Source organism: Pseudarthrobacter sp. S9, from assembly GCF_050156545.1.
In the GTDB taxonomy this organism is placed as follows: Bacteria; Actinomycetota; Actinomycetes; order Actinomycetales; family Micrococcaceae; genus Arthrobacter.
This window is the reverse complement of the sequence record NZ_CP189576.1, coordinates 3,019,631-3,036,280: the sequence shown is the minus strand read 5'-3', so window position 1 is coordinate 3,036,280 and position 16,650 is coordinate 3,019,631. Positions and strand designations below refer to the sequence as shown.

The 16,650-nt window shown below is 65.8% G+C and carries 18 protein-coding genes; 15 read left to right on the top strand and 3 right to left on the bottom strand.

From position 1 onward, the window contains the following. Positions 1-149: 149 nt before the first annotated feature. The 14 genes from ACQCSY_RS14565 (at position 150) to ACQCSY_RS14500 (ending at position 12,955) form a co-directional block, all read left to right on the top strand. The gene (locus tag ACQCSY_RS14565) at positions 150-1,463 is read left to right on the top strand and encodes a CpaF family protein (RefSeq protein ID WP_427135848.1); all 1,314 of its coding nucleotides are present in this window, start codon (positions 150-152) and stop codon (positions 1,461-1,463) included. A 2-nt stretch (positions 1,464-1,465) separates the two neighbouring features. Further along, complete coding sequence (locus ACQCSY_RS14560) at positions 1,466-2,422, top strand: type II secretion system F family protein (protein WP_427129817.1); 957 nt, start codon at positions 1,466-1,468, stop codon at positions 2,420-2,422. Positions 2,423-2,438: 16 nt separating this feature from the next. Then, positions 2,439-3,320: a type II secretion system F family protein gene (locus ACQCSY_RS14555; RefSeq protein WP_427129816.1), complete on the top strand. Its 882-nt coding sequence runs from the start codon at positions 2,439-2,441 to the stop codon at positions 3,318-3,320. Between the two features lie 44 nt (positions 3,321-3,364). Then, on the top strand, positions 3,365-4,576 hold the full coding sequence (locus ACQCSY_RS14550) for an IS4 family transposase (protein WP_427129815.1): 1,212 nt from the start codon (positions 3,365-3,367) through the stop codon (positions 4,574-4,576). A 451-nt stretch (positions 4,577-5,027) separates the two neighbouring features. Next, the gene (locus tag ACQCSY_RS14545) at positions 5,028-5,267 is read left to right on the top strand and encodes a Flp family type IVb pilin (protein WP_427129813.1); all 240 of its coding nucleotides are present in this window, start codon (positions 5,028-5,030) and stop codon (positions 5,265-5,267) included. A gap of 64 nt (positions 5,268-5,331) precedes the next feature. Next, positions 5,332-5,562 carry a Flp family type IVb pilin gene (locus tag ACQCSY_RS14540; RefSeq protein ID WP_427129812.1) on the top strand — a complete coding sequence of 77 codons (231 nt, stop codon included), beginning with the start codon at positions 5,332-5,334 and terminating at the stop codon, positions 5,560-5,562. Between the two features lie 105 nt (positions 5,563-5,667). Next, positions 5,668-6,042, top strand: coding sequence for a TadE/TadG family type IV pilus assembly protein (locus ACQCSY_RS14535; RefSeq protein WP_427129810.1), 375 nt, complete (start codon positions 5,668-5,670; stop codon positions 6,040-6,042). Continuing rightward, positions 6,030-7,067, top strand: a complete 1,038-nt coding sequence (locus ACQCSY_RS14530) for a pilus assembly protein TadG-related protein (RefSeq protein WP_427129809.1) — start codon at positions 6,030-6,032, stop codon at positions 7,065-7,067. The genes ACQCSY_RS14535 and ACQCSY_RS14530 overlap by 13 nt, the downstream gene beginning before the upstream one ends. 44 nt (positions 7,068-7,111) lie before the next feature. Continuing rightward, positions 7,112-7,885: a Flp pilus assembly protein CpaB gene (gene cpaB / locus ACQCSY_RS14525; RefSeq protein WP_427129807.1), complete on the top strand. Its 774-nt coding sequence runs from the start codon at positions 7,112-7,114 to the stop codon at positions 7,883-7,885. Then, positions 7,882-9,069 (top strand): AAA family ATPase, encoded by a 1,188-nt coding sequence (locus tag ACQCSY_RS14520; RefSeq protein WP_427129805.1) that lies wholly within the window; start codon positions 7,882-7,884, stop codon positions 9,067-9,069. The genes cpaB and ACQCSY_RS14520 overlap by 4 nt, the downstream gene beginning before the upstream one ends. Further along, the gene (locus tag ACQCSY_RS14515; RefSeq protein WP_427129803.1) at positions 9,070-10,551 is read left to right on the top strand and encodes a CpaF family protein; all 1,482 of its coding nucleotides are present in this window, start codon (positions 9,070-9,072) and stop codon (positions 10,549-10,551) included. A 7-nt stretch (positions 10,552-10,558) separates the two neighbouring features. Beyond that, positions 10,559-11,494 (top strand): type II secretion system F family protein, encoded by a 936-nt coding sequence (locus ACQCSY_RS14510; RefSeq protein ID WP_427129801.1) that lies wholly within the window; start codon positions 10,559-10,561, stop codon positions 11,492-11,494. A gap of 7 nt (positions 11,495-11,501) precedes the next feature. Further along, the gene (locus ACQCSY_RS14505; RefSeq protein ID WP_427129799.1) at positions 11,502-12,386 is read left to right on the top strand and encodes a type II secretion system F family protein; all 885 of its coding nucleotides are present in this window, start codon (positions 11,502-11,504) and stop codon (positions 12,384-12,386) included. 86 nt (positions 12,387-12,472) lie between these two features. Further along, positions 12,473-12,955: an Hpt domain-containing protein gene (locus ACQCSY_RS14500; RefSeq protein ID WP_427129797.1), complete on the top strand. Its 483-nt coding sequence runs from the start codon at positions 12,473-12,475 to the stop codon at positions 12,953-12,955. Positions 12,956-12,978: 23 nt separating this feature from the next. Here ACQCSY_RS14500 and ACQCSY_RS14495 read toward each other — a convergent pair whose 3' ends face one another. Continuing rightward, positions 12,979-13,746 (bottom strand): response regulator transcription factor, encoded by a 768-nt coding sequence (locus ACQCSY_RS14495; protein ID WP_427129796.1) that lies wholly within the window; start codon positions 13,744-13,746, stop codon positions 12,979-12,981. Between the two features lie 212 nt (positions 13,747-13,958). Between ACQCSY_RS14495 and ACQCSY_RS14490 the strand changes: the two genes are divergently transcribed. After that, positions 13,959-15,632, top strand: coding sequence for a sensor histidine kinase (locus ACQCSY_RS14490; protein ID WP_427129794.1), 1,674 nt, complete (start codon positions 13,959-13,961; stop codon positions 15,630-15,632). Positions 15,633-15,654: 22 nt separating this feature from the next. Here ACQCSY_RS14490 and ACQCSY_RS14485 read toward each other — a convergent pair whose 3' ends face one another. Further along, positions 15,655-16,056: a VOC family protein gene (locus tag ACQCSY_RS14485; RefSeq protein ID WP_427129793.1), complete on the bottom strand. Its 402-nt coding sequence runs from the start codon at positions 16,054-16,056 to the stop codon at positions 15,655-15,657. A gap of 10 nt (positions 16,057-16,066) precedes the next feature. Further along, positions 16,067-16,546 (bottom strand): helix-turn-helix transcriptional regulator, encoded by a 480-nt coding sequence (locus ACQCSY_RS14480; protein ID WP_427135846.1) that lies wholly within the window; start codon positions 16,544-16,546, stop codon positions 16,067-16,069. Positions 16,547-16,650: the final 104 nt, after the last annotated feature.

The following is a 16,650-nucleotide window of genomic DNA, read 5'->3' as shown; positions in this document are numbered from 1 at the left end:
TCACAGACCGATTCCTGCAACTGCGCGGGGACGCCCCAGCGGGACAGTCACCGGAGGCGCAGGCGGCCCCAGTCGACGTCTTCCAGTCCCCCTCGACCCTTGGCCGCATTCATGAAGCGAAAACCGCTGCGGAAACCCGATCCGACGTCGTGGAGGTCCAGCAGACCGCCTCAATCGCCAGCGAAGCCCTTAACGCACTCAAAGAGCGGGCGAGCCAGGCACTGTTTGAGCGGCTGGGCTCCAGGATCACCGACTCGTCCATCGGCGAGGCGGAGCTCCACCAGTCGGTCAAGGACGAGTTGAAGGCCGTCCTGGAGGAGGAACAGATCCCCCTCTCGGGCCCCGAACGCCAGCGGCTGATCCGCGAGATCACGGATGACGTCCTGGGTCATGGACCCATCCAGCGGTTCCTTGACGATCCCGCTGTTACGGAGGTCATGGTCAACCGCTTCGACCAGATCTACGTGGAACGCCAGGGCCAGCTTTACCTGACGGACACCAAGTTCACCTCGGATGATGCGCTCCGCCGGGTCATTGAAAGAATCGTGTCCAATGTGGGCCGGCGAATCGATGAGTCCTCGCCGCTCGTAGACGCCCGGCTCGCCGACGGATCGCGGGTCAACGCCATCATTCCGCCCTTGGCTGTGAACGGGCCGGCGCTGACTATCCGGAAATTCGGGCGGGACCCGCTCACAGTCAAAAACCTGATCGCCATGGGAAGCCTTTCCCCGGAAATGGCGGAACTATTGCAGGCCTGCGTCCTCGCACGGATGAACATCATCGTTTCCGGCGGAACGGGCACCGGAAAGACCACTCTGTTGAATGTGCTCTCTTCCTTCATCCCGGCCTCGGATCGGATCGTCACCATCGAGGACGCCGTGGAACTTCAACTGCAGCAGGACCACGTGATCAGGCTGGAGAGCAGGCCGCAGAACATCGAGGGAAAGGGCGAAGTTTCCATCCGCGATCTTGTGCGGAACTCCCTACGCATGCGTCCGGACAGGATTGTGGTGGGGGAGGTGCGCGGCGGGGAGTGCCTGGACATGCTGCAGGCCATGAACACCGGCCACGACGGCTCCATCTCGACTGTCCATGCGAACTCCCCCCGCGACGCCATCGCCCGGCTCGAAACCCTGGTACTGATGGCCGGTATGGATCTGCCGTTGCGGGCCGTCCGAGAGCAGGTGGCGTCGGCAGTAAACCTGATCGTCCACATCTCCCGGCTCCGCGACGGATCCCGCCGCGTCACCCACATCACCGAGGTCCAAGGCATGGAAGGCGACATCGTCACATTGCAAGACGCGTTCGTCTTCGACTACTCGGCAGGCGTGGACAGCAATGGGCGGTTCCTCGGTAAACCGGTACCCACGGGTGTCCGGCCGCGGTTCACGGACCGATTTGCCGAGCTGGGCATCCCCATCTCCGCAACTGTGTTCGGCGCCCAACCGGCTAGGGGGCGGTAACGGTGCTTCCGGAACTCTCACCCCTCGCGTTCGCCGCAGGGCTCCTTCTGGTCTACGCAGCGTTGGCGATCACCTTCACTGTTGTCTTGAAGTCCCGGTCCGCTGTGCCGCTGGCTCGGCGCCGGCCGGATCAAGCCCAAGGTGTCCCTGCATCGGGTCTGAGCAAGCTCACGGACCAGGCAGTGCAGACCCTGAATAAAGGTCTCCGGAGCCGCGGTTCCGGACTGCTCAGCAGGGAGAAACTCGAAGACGCCGGCCTGAAAAAACAGCCGGGCGACTATCTGCTCATGGCCGGGTCCGCGACATTCGTTGCATCGGTCTTGGGGTTCTTGATGGGCGGTCCATTCTTCGCGGTGCTGATGCTGGTTCTCGCACCGGTCGGATTGGTCCTGTTCCTGAACGTCCTTGTCTCACGGCGAAGGAAAAAATTCGACGAACAGGTGCCGGACACTCTGCAGATGTTCGCCGGCGGACTCCGGGCCGGACACAGCCTCTTGCGCTCCGTTGATGCCGCGGCCCAGGAAAACGAAGCGCCCATGGCAGAGGAGCTGAACCGTGTCGTCAACGAGACCAGGATCGGCCGGGATCTCGGCGAATCACTGGCCGATGTGGCGCGCCGGACTGACAACGAGGACTTCGGTTCGATTGCCCGTGCTATCGAAATCCACCGGGAAGTCGGCGGGGATCTCGCGCAGGTGCTGGACCATGTTGGCGAGACCATCAGGGACCGGAACCAGATCCGCGGTCAAATCAGAGCCCTCAGCGCTGAAGGGCGGATGTCCGCCATGGTCCTCTTGGGCCTGCCGGTGGTGATGTTCGTCGGGCTGACACTATTCAACCCCTATTACTCGAGGGTCTTCCTGACCACTTTGCCTGGTTACCTGATGGTTGTTGCCGCTTTGGTCCTCATGGCTGTTGGCGGCTTCTGGCTCAGCCGGCTCATCAAGCCGAAGTTCTGAGAGACAGGAGAGAACAGTGCAAACCATGGCTTATGTCGCAATACTGGCGGTCATCGCCCCGCTCTCAGTCATGACGTGGCTCGCCTTCACCGGTGACCGCGCCGGGCTGAGGAACATTCAGTCTAATCTGGGCCAACGTCCCAGCGCCGGGGCTTCCGCCCTCAGCGCCAATGAACAAATCGCGTCCATTGCCAGAAAGGCGATGCCGCAAGGCTATGCAGCTTGGCTGGACAAGCAACTCGCCGGCGCCGGTCGTCCGAAGGCCTGGCCCTTGGGTCGGCTCATCATGGTCAAGCCCCTATTGGCACTGGCCGGAGCCGTGATGGGGATCCTTATTGTGGCTGAGGATCCCTCGGCCATGAAAATTGCCCTGATGCTGACAATCACGTCGCTGGCCTACTTCGTGCCGGACATTCTCATTCGGAACTACGCCGAAAAGCGCCGGGCTGAGATCAAGCTCGAACTCCCCAACGCGCTGGACCAGATGCTGATCTCCGTCCAGGCTGGTCTTGGTTTTGAAATAGCCATGGCTCGGGCGGGCCAGAACGGCAAGGGGCCCCTCGCCGACGAACTGATCAGGACTTTGCAGGATATCCAGGTGGGGCGCTCCCGCAAGGAGGCGTATCTGGCCATGGCACAGCGCGTCGATGTCCCTGACGTCCGCTCCTTCGTTCGGGCTGTGGTCCAGGCCGACGCATACGGCATCGCCATCGCCAAGGTCCTGGAATCACAGGCCAAAGACATGCGTATCAAGAGGCGTCAGCGCGCGGAAGAGCATGCCATGAAGATGCCGGTCAAGATGCTCTTCCCGCTCATCTTCTCTATTCTTCCCACGCTGTTCATCGTGGTACTAGGGCCCACGGTGCTAAGCATCATGGACGTTATGTCCCAGCGCTAGCGGCAATACTGTTCAGTTAAGGGTTTCTGCGGTATTCTCGGGGTATGCCTCGTTCTGGATGGAAAAAGCCCGTGTCCGGCCGCCGGTTGTCTGATCTGGTGTCGGTGGGCCTGTTGACGCGGGTGTTTCCTGCCGATGTGGTGGACGAGGTGGTCGCGGCGGCCGGGCGCACGGAGCGGCGGCACCGGGCGTTGCCGGCGCGGGTGACGGCGTATTTCTCGATCGGGATGGCGTTATACGCCGAGGGGTCGTACGAGGACGTGTTCGCGCAGCTCACGGACGGGCTGTCGTGGTCCTCGGGATGGGCGGAGTCGTTCGTGCCGCCGTCGAAGTCGGCGATCTTCCAGGCACGCTCACGTCTCGGGGCGGAACCGGTGCGGGGGCTGTTCTTCCGGGTGGCGCGTCCCTTGGCCGGGCCGGGCACGCCGGGGTCCTGGCTGGCAGGGCGGCGGCTGGTCGCGATCGACGGGACCTGCCTGGACGTGCCCGACACGCCGGCGAACGCGGAGCACTTCAGCCGTCCGGCCTCGAGCCGGGGCGAGCAGTCCGCTTTCCCCCAGGCCCGGCTGGTGGCACTGGCCGAGTGCGGCACCCACGCGGTCATCGATGCCGAAACCGGGCCCTGCGCTGTCTCCGAGATCGAGCTGGCCCGGGAACTCGCGGGGCGGCTGAAACCGGGCATGCTGGTCCTGGCCGACCGCGGCTTCTACGGCTTCCGGCTCTGGGGCCAGGCCGCCGGCACGGGCGCGGACCTGCTCTGGCGCGTGAAGACGAACCTGCGCCCCCGGTATCTGGAAACCCTGCCCGACGGGTCCTGGCTGGCCACGATCAGACCGACCTCCGGCACGGACCGGGCGAAGACCGAGCCGCTGAGAGTGCGCGTGATCGACTACACGATCGAGGACGGGCGGGAAAACCCCGAGGAATACCGGCTGCTGACCACGATCCTGGACCCGGCCGAAGCGGGCGCGGCAGATCTCGCGGCCGCCTACGCCCAGCGCTGGGAGATCGAGAGCGTTTTCGACGAGCTCAAGACCCACCAGCGCGGACCGCGGGCCGTGCTGCGCTCCAAGTCCCCGGACCTGGTCAACCAGGAAATCTGGGGGCACCTGTGCTGCCACTACGCCATCCGCACGCTCATGGCAGACACCGCCGCCCGCGGCGGGCACGACCCCGACCGCATCTCCTTCACCGCCGCCCTGCGCATCGCCCGCCGCTCCACAGCGCAGGGCGCCTTTTCCCCCTCGGCACCCTGACACCGCCGCCGCGGCCTGGCAGCATGCCGTCCGCCAACTCCTCCGGCGCCTGAACCCGGCCCGCCGGAAACGCTCCAACCCCCGCGTCGTCAAACGCAAAATCCTCAAATGGGCAGCCAAACGCGCCCGTCACAGCGAATGGCCGCAACCGGAGCACAGCCCACACATCCGGATCCAGACTCTTAACTGAACGGTATTGGCGCTAGCGGCGCCCCCCGCTTGCCCGAACCTCAGGTAAGTCAAATAGACCGGACCCCCTTGGACCCAGAGCCGAGGGGGTCCTTCCTTGTGCCAAAACGCAGGATCCGCGCAGGGAATGTACAGCGAAGGTGCAGTTTGGGAAGTCTTGGCACAGGATGCGTCAAAGTCCAATCGTCGGCGTGTCGGCGCTTGCTACGTTTCCCTCAGTGCTGGTGCAGGGCCAGCCGCCCTACTCGCTCAGGAGTCTCCCATGCGTTCCTTTTTCAGCAATCTGGCAGCAAGTCTTCGCCGCGACCAGCGTGGTGCCACCGCAGTCGAATACGGCATCATGGTTTCCCTCATCGCCGTCGTGATCATCGTCGCCGTTGGCCTCCTCGGCGGGACCTTGAAGGACACCTTCACCTCGGTTCAGTGCAGCGTCAAGGGCGGCACGATGTCCGCAGCCACCACTGTAGGCACAGTCACGACGCCCGGTACCTGCTCGAAGTAATCTTCGGTAAGTTCCCCACAGTGCTGGTGCAGGGCCAGCCGCCCAACTCGCTCAGGAGTCTCCCATGCGTTCCTTTTTCAGCAATCTGGCAGCAAGTCTTCGCCGCGACCAGCGTGGTGCCACCGCAGTCGAATACGGCATCATGGTTTCCCTCATCGGCGTCGTCATCATCGTTGCCGTGGGCCTCCTCGGCGGAACTTTGAAGGAGACCTTCAGCTCCGTCCAGTGCAGTGTCAAGGGCGGCACCTACACTGCAGCAGTAGCGCCCGCGACTGACGGCAGCTGCTCCAAGTAGCACAGCCACACGATCGACCGGACAGGGTTGGGGAAGGCTCCGGCCTTTCCCGACTCTGTCCGTTTCCGGCGCCAACGCCCGCCGCGACCAGGAAGGCGGTCCCCCATGTCCAAGACATCCGAACGGGGCGCCGTTGCGGTGGAGTTCGCGATCCTCGCGCCCGTCCTGATCCTGCTGCTGCTGGGCATCATGGAATTTGGCCGGGCCTACAACGTCCAGATCTCACTTTCCAGCGCCGCCCGCGAAGGCGTCCGGGTCATGGCAATCGGCAGCGATACCGCCGCCGCCCGCACAGCGGCCAAGAATGCGGCCGTCGCGTTGCAACCGACGCTGACGGACGCCAACATCACCATCAGCCCTGCCGCCTGTACCACCGGCGCGCAGGTGACATTCACGATCAGCTACACCCTCTCCACCATGACAGGCATCGCCGGTCCGTTTCCGATGGAAGGCAAAGGAGTCATGCTATGCGGCGGCTAGCGAAGGGAACCGCGGGAGCGGACGGCGAGCGCGGAGCCATCAGCGTCCTGGTCGCCATCCTCATGGTGACCCTGCTGGGGTTCACTGCCCTCGCCGTCGACGTCGGCATGCTCTACGCTGAGCGGACCCAGCTGCGCAACGGAGCCGACGCGGCAGCGTTCGCCATCGCCCAGAAGTGCGCGCGCAACGTCACCGACCCCGATTGCGCGACGACGTCCACGCTCGCCCGCAGCCTGGCCAACAACAATGCCGGTGACGGAGCCAGCAGCGTTCAGTCCCTGGTGCTCGACAAGGCAGCCGGCACGGTCAAAGTGACAGCTGGCGCCCAGGAAGCAGGGAAGGCGCCCAACCGGGTATCGCTCTTCTTCGCCCGGGCCTTGGGTTTTAACGACGCCGAAGTAACCGCCGGTGCCACCGTGCAGTGGGGCCGCCCGGTGGCCGGCCCGATGCCTTTTCCCCTGACCTTCTCCGTGTGCCAGGTCAAGGACCACGTCAACGGGGCCTTGCAGCTCTTGCAGAGCCACGGAGATGACGCGAACCCCGACTGCATGTACGGGCCCGACGGAGCCGCCGTGCCGGGCGGCTTCGGTTGGCTCACGGGAAGCCCCGGGGTTTGCGGCGGTCTGATCAACATCAACGCCGGAGATGCCAGCAACTCCCCTGGCAACAGCTACCCGAGCATCTGCGACAGCGTCCTGCTCCAGTGGGCCGCGGACATTACCGCGGGCAAGGACGTGATTGCCCTGCTGCCGGTGTTCAACCGGGTGACGGGTACCGGCAACGGGGCCAGCTACAAGCTCGTCTCCTTCGCTGCCTTCAAGGTCAAAGGCTGGAACTTCAGCGGCAACAACAATCTGCCCCATTCGTTCCAGAACAAGCCCCCTGACGTTGCGGCCTCGGTGAAATGCGATAACAACTGCCGGGGAATCATCGGAAGCTTTGTTCAGTACGTCTCGCTTGCCAGCGGCTACATCCTGGGGACCGCGGACGACTATGGCGCCGAAATCGTCCGCCTCACGCAATAACCCCTCACCGCCACAGAGTCCCCCAACCAATTCAGGAGCAGTTTTTGAAGTCACGCTTATTGGCAGGCGTCGCCGCCCTAGTGCTGGCCATCGTCGGAGCAATGCTGGTGGTCACTTACGCGCAGGGGGCGGACACCCGTGCGGTGCAAGGTCTCGAGCCGGTGGACGTGCTGGTGGTGGCCACGGCTGTACCCGCCGGAACCACCGTCGAAGCCCTGAAGCCGTTCCTCGCCACGGAGAAACTCCCGGGCACGGCCGTCGCCAAGTCAGCGCTCCACAACCTGGACGGACTGGCAGGAAAGGTCACCGCCGTCGAACTGCTCCCGGGTGAGCAGCTCGTGGCGGAACGCCTGATCGCCCCGGAGGCCCTCCAGTCCAGCGGATCCGTGCAGATACCGGACGGGCTTCAGGAAGTCTCCTTCCAGCTGCCGCCGGAGAGGGTTGTAGGCGGCCGGATCGTTGCAGGCGACCACATCGGCATCTTCATTTCCCTGAAGAGTGGCGGCCTCGAGGCCAAGGCTGACAAGGAAACGACTCAGCTGACGATCCACAAAGTCCTGGTGACCGCGGTACAGCGGGCCCCGGTGGCCACCCCGCCACCGCAGGCATCCCCGCCCGCCAATGGCTCTGGGGCCGCACCCCAAGACACGTCGCTACCCACGGGGTCGCTGCTACTGACCGTGGCCGTGGACGACGTGAACGCCACGAAGATCGTCTACGCCGCTGAATTCGCCAGTCTCTGGCTGAGCAAGGAGCCGCTGAACGCCACGGACAGCGGCCGCCCCGGAATCATGACGAAACCCGAGGTCTACAAATGAGCCGCTTTGTGCTGATCACACCCAATACCGACTTCGATTCGCGGGTACGCCAGGCCCTGGCGGGAGGGCTTCCGGGCGGACTGCAGACCTTCGCCTTCGTCAATCCGTCCGACCCCGCGGAACTGTTCGCGAACCTGAACCAGGAACGGCCGGAAGTCTTGATCCTGGGGCCGGACATGCCGGTGGAAGACGCCCTGCGCCTGGCCACCGTCTTTGACGTCCAGCTCCCCGAGCTGAGCGTCATCCTGGTCGGTGATGCGGACCCGTCGTTCGTCCTGCTGGCCATGCGGGCCGGCATCCGGGACATCCTCAGCCCCGGCGCAGACCCGGCGCAGATCCGGGTGCTGCTGGAACGCGCCTGCCAATCATTCGCCAGCCGCAACCGGACGGCGGCCAAGCAGCCGGACAGCCCGAAGGGCCTCGTCATCGGAGTCTTCTCCCCCAAGGGCGGCGTGGGCAAGACCACCATTGCCACGAACATCGCCATCGGCCTCGGGAAGGTGGCGCCGATGAGCGTGGTCATCGTGGACCTGGACCTGCAGTTCGGGGATGTGGCGTCCGGGCTCTACCTCAACCCGGAGCACACCGTGACCGACGCCGTGTCCTCCGCGGCGAGCCACGACTCCCTGGTGCTCAAGGCCTTCCTCACGGTCCACCCCGGCAGCATCTACGCCCTCTGCGCCCCGCGGACCCCGGAGGAGGCGGATGACATCACGCCCCAGCAGGTCACCCGCTTGCTCGAGCAGCTCGCGCAACAATTCCAATACGTCATCGTCGACACCGCTCCCGGGCTCCCGGAGATCGGACTTGCCGCCCTCGAACAGTGCACCGACGTCGTCTGGGTGACCGCCATGGACGTTCCCAGCATCCGCGGGCTGCGCTCCGGGCTCGAAATCCTCCGGCGGCTGGACCTGTTGCCGGAAACCCGCCATGTGGTCCTGAACATGGCAGACTCCAAATCCGGCTTGAGCGTCCAGGACGTCGAAGCGACCATCGGCGCGCCGGTGGACATCAGCATCCCCCGGTCCAAAGCAGTCGCGTTCTCCACCAACCGGGGCATACCGGTGCTCCAGGACGGACGCAAGGATCCGGCCGTCAAGGGCCTGCGCCAGCTCGTTGAACGCTTCGATCCCGCCTGGCGGGCCACCGCCCAAAAGAAACTGCACCGGCGGGTGGTGGTCTAAATGAAGCTGTCCGAACGTCTCCGCAGCGCAGAAGGAAGCCTCGTCGCCGCCAGCCCGGCCGTGGCGCAGCCCCACAGAGGCGAGGTGCCGGCGGCACCGACGGCCGCCGTCATCGGGCAACCCTCACCGGCCGCGACGCCCTCAAGCTTCCCGGAGCACCCGGATACGCCCCGGCCCAAGGGCCAGCAGCCCGTCGACGCCTTTGCCGCCCTCAAACAACGGGCAGCCACCGCCCTGTTCGAACGCATGGGAGCCCGCTTCAACGATTCCGCCACGAAGGAAGATGAACTCCGCACCTCGGCCAGGGAGGAGCTGACGCGGATCATCGACGCCGAACAGGTCCCCCTGTCAGCCGAGGAACGCTCCCGGCTGGTCCGCGATGTCGCCGACGACGTGCTGGGGTACGGCCCGCTGCAGCGGCTCCTCGACGACCCCGCCGTCACGGAGATCATGGTCAACCGGATGGACCAGATCTACGTCGAGCGGCAGGGCAAACTGACACTGACCGAGTCGCGCTTCAGTTCCGAAGACCATCTGCGCAAAGTGATCGAGCGCATCGTCTCGAAGGTGGGCCGGCGCATCGATGAATCCTCCCCCCTTGTGGATGCAAGGCTGGAGGACGGTTCCCGCGTCAACGCCGTCATTCCGCCGCTCGCCGTGGGCGGCTCCTCGCTGACCATCCGCAAGTTCAGCAAGGTGCCGCTGACCGTCCGGAACCTCATCGAATTCGGCACCCTGACGCCTGAGATGGCGGAACTCCTCAATGCCTGCGTCCGGGCGAAGCTCAACATCATCGTCTCGGGCGGCACCGGGACCGGCAAGACCACCCTGCTGAATGTCCTGTCATCCTTCCTGCCGGACACCGAAAGGATCGTGACAATCGAGGACGCCGTCGAACTCCAGATCCAGCAGCAGCACGTGGTCAGGCTCGAAAGCCGCCCGCCGAACACCGAGGGGAAGGGCGAGGTCACCATCCGCGAGTTGCTGCGGAATTCGCTCCGCATGCGCCCGGACCGGATCGTGGTGGGCGAGGTCCGTGGCGGCGAATCATTGGACATGCTGCAGGCCATGAACACCGGCCATGACGGTTCGCTCTCGACCGTCCACTCAAACTCGCCGCGCGACGCCGTCGCCCGGCTGGAGACCCTCGTGCTGATGGCCGGAATGGACCTGCCGCTCCGGGCGATCCGGGAGCAGATCGCCTCGGCCGTCAACCTGATCATCCAGATCTCCCGCCTGCGTGATGGAACACGGCGGATCACCCACGTCACGGAAGTCCAGGGCATGGAAGGGGACATCGTCACACTCCAGGACGCGTTCGTCTTCGACTACACCGCCGGAGTCGACGCGCACGGCCGGTTCCTCGGAAAACCTGTGCCCACCGGAATCCGCCCGCGCTTCATCGACCGCTTCGAGGACCTGGGCATCCATGTCTCCCCCGGAGTGTTCGCCGCCCCGCTGGCGCCGGCCGGAAGGGCGTGAGCCGGCTATGACGCTGCTGCCGATTGGAGTCGGCCTGCTCTTCAGCGCCGTGCTGGTGCTCGGGATCGTGCTGCTTGCCCCGGGCGGGGCGAGTGTCCCGCTGGACCGGCGCAGGCCTGTCCAGAGGCAACCCGACTCCCAGCTCACGCGGTTCGCCGGCTCGGCCGTCCACCTGGTCGACGGGTTCTTCTCGCAACGGAAAATCCGGCTCTTCAACCGGGACACCCTGGAACAGGCCGGTCTGCGCCTGAGCCAGGCAGACTTCTATGTCCTGCTGCTGGCCGGGGGCCTCGTGGGTGCCCTCGCGGGCTTCGTCGTCGCCGGGCCGCTGCTGGCGATCGTCCTCGTCCTGTTGGCGCCGCTGGTGGGGCACCTGGTGATCGGTTTCCTGGCGGGCAAGCGCCGAAGCAAGTTCGATGAGCAGCTCGGCGACACGCTCCAGCTGCTCGCCGGCGGTATGCGGGCCGGGCACAGCATCCTGCGCGCCATTGACGCCGCGGCCACCGAATCGCTGAGCCCGACGTCGGAAGAGATGCGCCGGGTGGTCACGGAAACAAGCCTGGGCCGGGATCTCCTGGCGTCCCTCACTGACACGGCGGATCGGATGCGGAACGAGGACTTTGTCTGGATTGCCCAGGCCATCCAGATCAATCGCGAAGTGGGCGGCAACCTGGCCGAGGTGCTTGATCAGGTCAACGAGACGATCCGCGAGCGCAGCGAAATCAAGGGGCACATCAAGTCCCTCGCCGCCGAGGGCAAGTTCTCCGCCTACATCCTGATGGCCATGCCGATCGGGATCGTGGTGATGCTGATGCTCGTGAACCCGGGCTACATGAATGTCATGTTCACCCATCCGCTGGGGTGGGGCATGATCGCCGCTTCCGTCATCCTGATGACCATCGGTGGTCTCTGGATGCGCAAGATCATCGATCTGAAGTTCTGAGGCATCAATGGCGCCCTTGGTACTCCTGGCCATGCTGCTGGTAGCCCTGCCCCTCGGGTATCTCGTGTGGTCGCTGCTTTCCGTTGACCGGAAATCACAGCGTGCCATCCGGGACATGCTCGCACTTGGCACGGACCCCGCCGAACTCAATCAGCGGAAGCAGAGTAGCCTGCTGGAGCGGGCCGGCTATCGGTTGACGCCGGCCGCGTATGTCCGCAGGTTGGACCGGCTCCTGTCCCTCGCCGGGCGCCCCGCCTCGCTGCCGCTGGGCCGGGTGCTCGCGGCCAAGCCGCTGCTTGGCCTGCTTGGTGCCCTTCTCGGCCTGTTCATCAGTGCCAATGGGCAGACGCCGATCCTCAAACTCGTGGGGATTTTTGTGGTTCTCCTGGGCTACTTCATCCCCGATCTGTTGCTCTATAGCAAGGGCCAGGAACGCCAGAAGATCATGCAGCTGGAACTGGCCAATACCCTGGACCAGATGCTCATTTCTGTGGAGGCCGGCCTGGGCTTCGAAGGAGCCATGGCCCGGGCCGGCGAGAACGGCAAGGGCCCCCTCGCGGAGGAGCTCGTTCGGACCCTGCAGGATATGCAGGTGGGGCGCAGCCGCCGGGAGTCCTATCAGGCGTTGGCGGAGCGGACCAGCATTCCGGAACTGCGCAGCTTCGTGCAGGCTGTGGTCCAGGCAGACACCTACGGCATCGCCATCGGCCGGGTACTGCGGATCCAGGCCAAGGTCATGCGGGTCAAGCGGCGGCAGCGGGCCGAGGAGAAGGCCATGAAGCTGCCCGTCACCATCCTGTTTCCCTTGCTGTTCTTCATCTTCCCGGTGCTCTTCATCGCCATCCTGGGCCCCGCCGTCATCAATGCCATTGACACTTTCAGCGGCCATTAGCGCGGCCAGACATGGATAGCCGCAAGGTTTCCGCAGGAAAGCCCGGAGTGCAGGGCATCAGTCGAAGCAGGAAGTAGCGTGGTCACATGTCACTTCCAGCTGCTTGCCCCGACGACGGAACTGCGGGCACAGAACTCGCCCCCGATGCCTCCCCCTGCGTGTCGGGGGTGGCCGGGCCGGCCGCAGCGCCGGCCGCTGTCCCGGCTCCGGCCGCAGCGCCGCTCGTGGACCCCGCGGCGCTCCAGGATCTCGGCGCCCAGCTGGACAGCCCCGCCGTCGCCGAGGGATTCGCCAGGGATTACGCCAAACTGTGGGACCGGCGCTACCGCTCGCTGGCTTCGGCCCTGGAGCGCCGCGACCAGGCAGGGTCGCTGGACGCCGTGCTGAGCCTCAAGACGTCGTCGGCGATGGTCGGCGGCGTCCGCCTGGCCCAGCTCGCGGGTGAGGTTGAGGACGCCATCCGGGCTGGCGACATGGACGGCGCCCGGTCGCTCCTTTGCGACGTGGCCGAGCGCGGCGGCGAAACCGTGGATGAGCTGCAGTTCAGCTACGTCGTCTGGGAAAGCTAGGCGCCGAACCCGGCTACCGGCGCCTACCGCTCTGCAGGCAGCCGGTAGCCGACGCCGCGGACGGTCTGGAGCCAGCGCGGCTGCAGCGGATCCTCGCGCAGCTTCCGCCTCAGGTTTCCGATGTGCACCTCGACGGCGCGCTCGTCGGACTCGCTGATGTAGGCGTCCGCCCGGTAGTGCTCGCCCCTCACCACGCGGACCAGGTCGGTCTTGGACCGGACGGCGCCGGCACCCTTCAGCAGGGCGTGCAGGAGATCGAACTCGCTGCGGGTCAGTCCGATGGGCATGCCGCCGACGGTCACGGAGCGGGTGTCGGGATTCAGCTCCAGCCCGCTGTGACGGAGCACCGGGTCTTCGGACACTGCAGGCCCGCTGGTGGCTTCAGGACCCGGCGTGGACGTCAGCGCAGCGTGGACATCCTGCCGGGGCCGCCTCATCATGGCCCCCACGCGGGCACGCAGTTCGCGCGGCCTGAACGGTTTTGCCAGGAAGTCGTCAGCCCCGGTATGAAATGCCGTGAGGGTGTCCAGTTCGTCAGTCCGTGCCGTCAGCATGACAACGTAGGCGTCACTGAACTGCCGGATCTGGCGGAGCACTTCGAAACCGTCGATATCGGGAAGGCCCACGTCCAGGGTCACAACGCTGGCCTCCTCGCGCCGGACGACGTCGACCCCCTCCCGCCCGCCGGCCGCGGAATGGACTTCGAAACCCGCCTGGCTCAATACGGCTTCGACAAGGTTGCGAACGTCTTCATCGTCTTCTACTACGACGGCGACTCCCAAGTCAGTCATGGCCCCCCTCACGTCTGGCAAGCACCGCTGTCGTCGCGGACGCGGCGGCAGCGCGGATCTCGTCGGCCCCCCAACCGGCACTGTCAGAATACCCATGGAAGACGGCAAAAACAGTGGCTGCGCAGTAACAGACGCCACAAAACTAAGTTATGTGTCAAGTTTGTGTGACACCGGGTGTAAAACTGGAGCAACGAGGAAGGGACACGGCTTCATTGGGTGAACAGCGGCTGGTCCGGGGTGTGGACCGTTATTTCAAGGCTTTGGGGCCGCGTGCGCGCGTCCTCGTGTGCCAGTTGCCGCTGACGCTGATGATGGCCGCCGTCGCAATTGCCGCCCCCGCAGGCTGGCCCGGACTCCTGGACAGCGGCCTGTGCCTCTCCGCCCTGGCCCTGTGTGCGGCGCTCCTGGCGGCCTGCGTCCTGGTGCCCTGGCAGCGCTTCGGGCCGTCCGCGCCGCTCATCATCCCGCTGCTCGACCTCGCCGCGATCGGACTCACCCGGGACGGCAGCGTGGAGGGCCTGCCGGACCTCGGCGTGCTCTCGGTCCTTCCGGTGGTCTGGATTTCGGCCTCCCGCCTGTCGGCCCCGGCAAGCCTGTCGCTCAACTTTTTCGGACCGCTACTGGCGGGCCTGCCGTGGCTTTTCGCGGACCGCGCCGAGCCGCCCCTGGCCCGTACCGCCGAGGCCCTGCTCGTGCCTCTCATGATGCTCGCCGTCTCCCTGGCCATGCGCCTCGCGAGGGCGCGCCTGCGTCACCAACAGCGGCGGATCGAAGCCAAGGAAGCCGAGCTGAAGGTCCTGCTCGCGGAGAGCCGGGAACGCGAACGGCTCCTCAACACCATTCTGGACACCGTCGACGTCGGCATCGTGGCGGTCGACGCCGACGGCCGCCGCCTCCTCACCAACAGCTGGCAGGCGCTGCTGGAAGCCTCCGCGGCACCTCCCGCCTGTCCCGAGGCGGCGGAGGAGGGCGAACTGATGCTGACCGGGCAGGACAGGACGACACCCCTGCCCCTGGAACGCCGTCCCATCCGGCGCGCGCTGGGCGGTGAATCCTTTGCCGACTACCTGGTCTGCTTCGGGGAGGCGCCGGCCAGCAGGGTTGTTTCCACCGGCGCCCGCCCCCTGAAGAATGACGACGGCGACTTCCGCGGAGCGGTGGTCGTGTTCAACGAGGTCACAGGCCTGGTCGACGCCCTCGCGGCCAAGGACGACGTCGTCTCCACCGTCTCGCATGAGTTCCGCACCCCGCTGACCTCAATCATCGGCAACCTGGATCTGGTCCTCGGCGACACGGAGGACCTTGCCAGCCCGACTGTCCGCCGCATCGAGGTCGCGCAACGCAACGCGGAGCGGCTGCTGGCCCTGGTCTCGGACCTGCTGATGTCCGCAACCTCGGCCGTCCGCGTGCACCCCCGCCGCACCGACCTCGCCGGCCTTGTCGAAGCCAGCCTCGGTTCGGCGCAAGCGCATGCCCAGTCATCGAGCGTCTCACTCTCGATGGATGTGCCCACTCCGCTCTGGGCGCATGTGGATCCGCTCCGGATCGGCCAGGCCCTGGACAACCTCGTCTCGAACGCCATCAAGTACTCGCCGGACGGCGGTTCCGTCCGGATCTCCGCCAGCACCGGGGACGGCTGGGTGCGGCTTCACGTCGAGGACACCGGCATGGGCATGACCGCGGCCGATGCGCAGCGGGTCTTCACGCGGTTCTTCCGGAGCCCGGCGGTCCGTGAAGGCTCCATTCCCGGGGCCGGGCTCGGGCTGTCCATCACCAAGGCGATCGTGGAACGCCACGGCGGATCGATCTCCTGCAGCACCCTGCCGGGACGCGGCAGCACCTTCACCATGGAGCTTCCGGCCGAAGGCCCGCCGCCGGCGTTCTAGGCCTGGAATCCCCGGAATTGCCCTAGTCCTGGGAAATGCGGACAGTGTTGCCGGACGGGTCGCGGAACGCGCAGTCCCGCGGGCCCCATGGCTGGGCGATGGGCTCCTGCAGCACCTCGGCGCCGGTGGCCCGGGCCTGCTCAAACGCGGCGTCCAGGTCATCGGTGCGGAACACGAGCATCGGCAGCACGCCCTTGGTGAGCAGTTCCTGGAGCGCGTCGCCGTCGGCCTGGGAGCGGCCGGGATGGGGTTCGGACAAGACGATGCCCAACCCGGGCTGGGCGTCGGTGCCAAGCGTGACCCAGCGGAAGCCGCCGGAAGCCACGTCATTGCGGACGGCCAGGCCCAGCGCGTCGCGGTAAAACGCGATGGATTCGTCGGGGTCGTTGACGGTGATGTTGGTGTACTGAAGTAAAATAGTCATGACAGAAACGTTATACGGCAGCACTCTGAACTGCTTCTTCATTCCTGCTCACCTTGCCCGGGGCCGCGGCTGTGGTGCCGACGGTCCGGGCACCGTAGCGGACGGGCCGCGTGGTGGCCCTGGCAAAGCACGGCGGCATGGCCTCGACGGCGTCGTGTTCCCGGGCGCGGTACGCGCTGGGCGTTTCGCCCATGAGCTCGGTGAACCGCGAGCTGAAGGACCCCAGCGAGGTCGCGCCCACAGCCATGCACGCGTCGGTGACGGACGCGCCGGCCCGCAGCAGCGCCGTCGCCCGTTCAATGCGGCGGGTCATCAGGTAGCTGTAGGGCGTCTCCCCGTAGGCCGCGCGGAATTTCCGGGAGAAATGCGCCGCGAACATGAAGGCCTGCTGCGCGATGGTGGGCACGTCGAGCGGGAGCGCGAAGGCCCTGTCAATCAGATCCCGCGCCCGACGCAAGTGCGCGAGATTGGCCAGTTCCTCCGGGGTCATGGCTTGAGAATACCAGCGGCAGAGAGTAGCAATGCTGGGATGGCATACGTAGATCTGTCCGTAGCCGAATTTCCCGTCAACCGCTGTCGCCACAACATTGATGT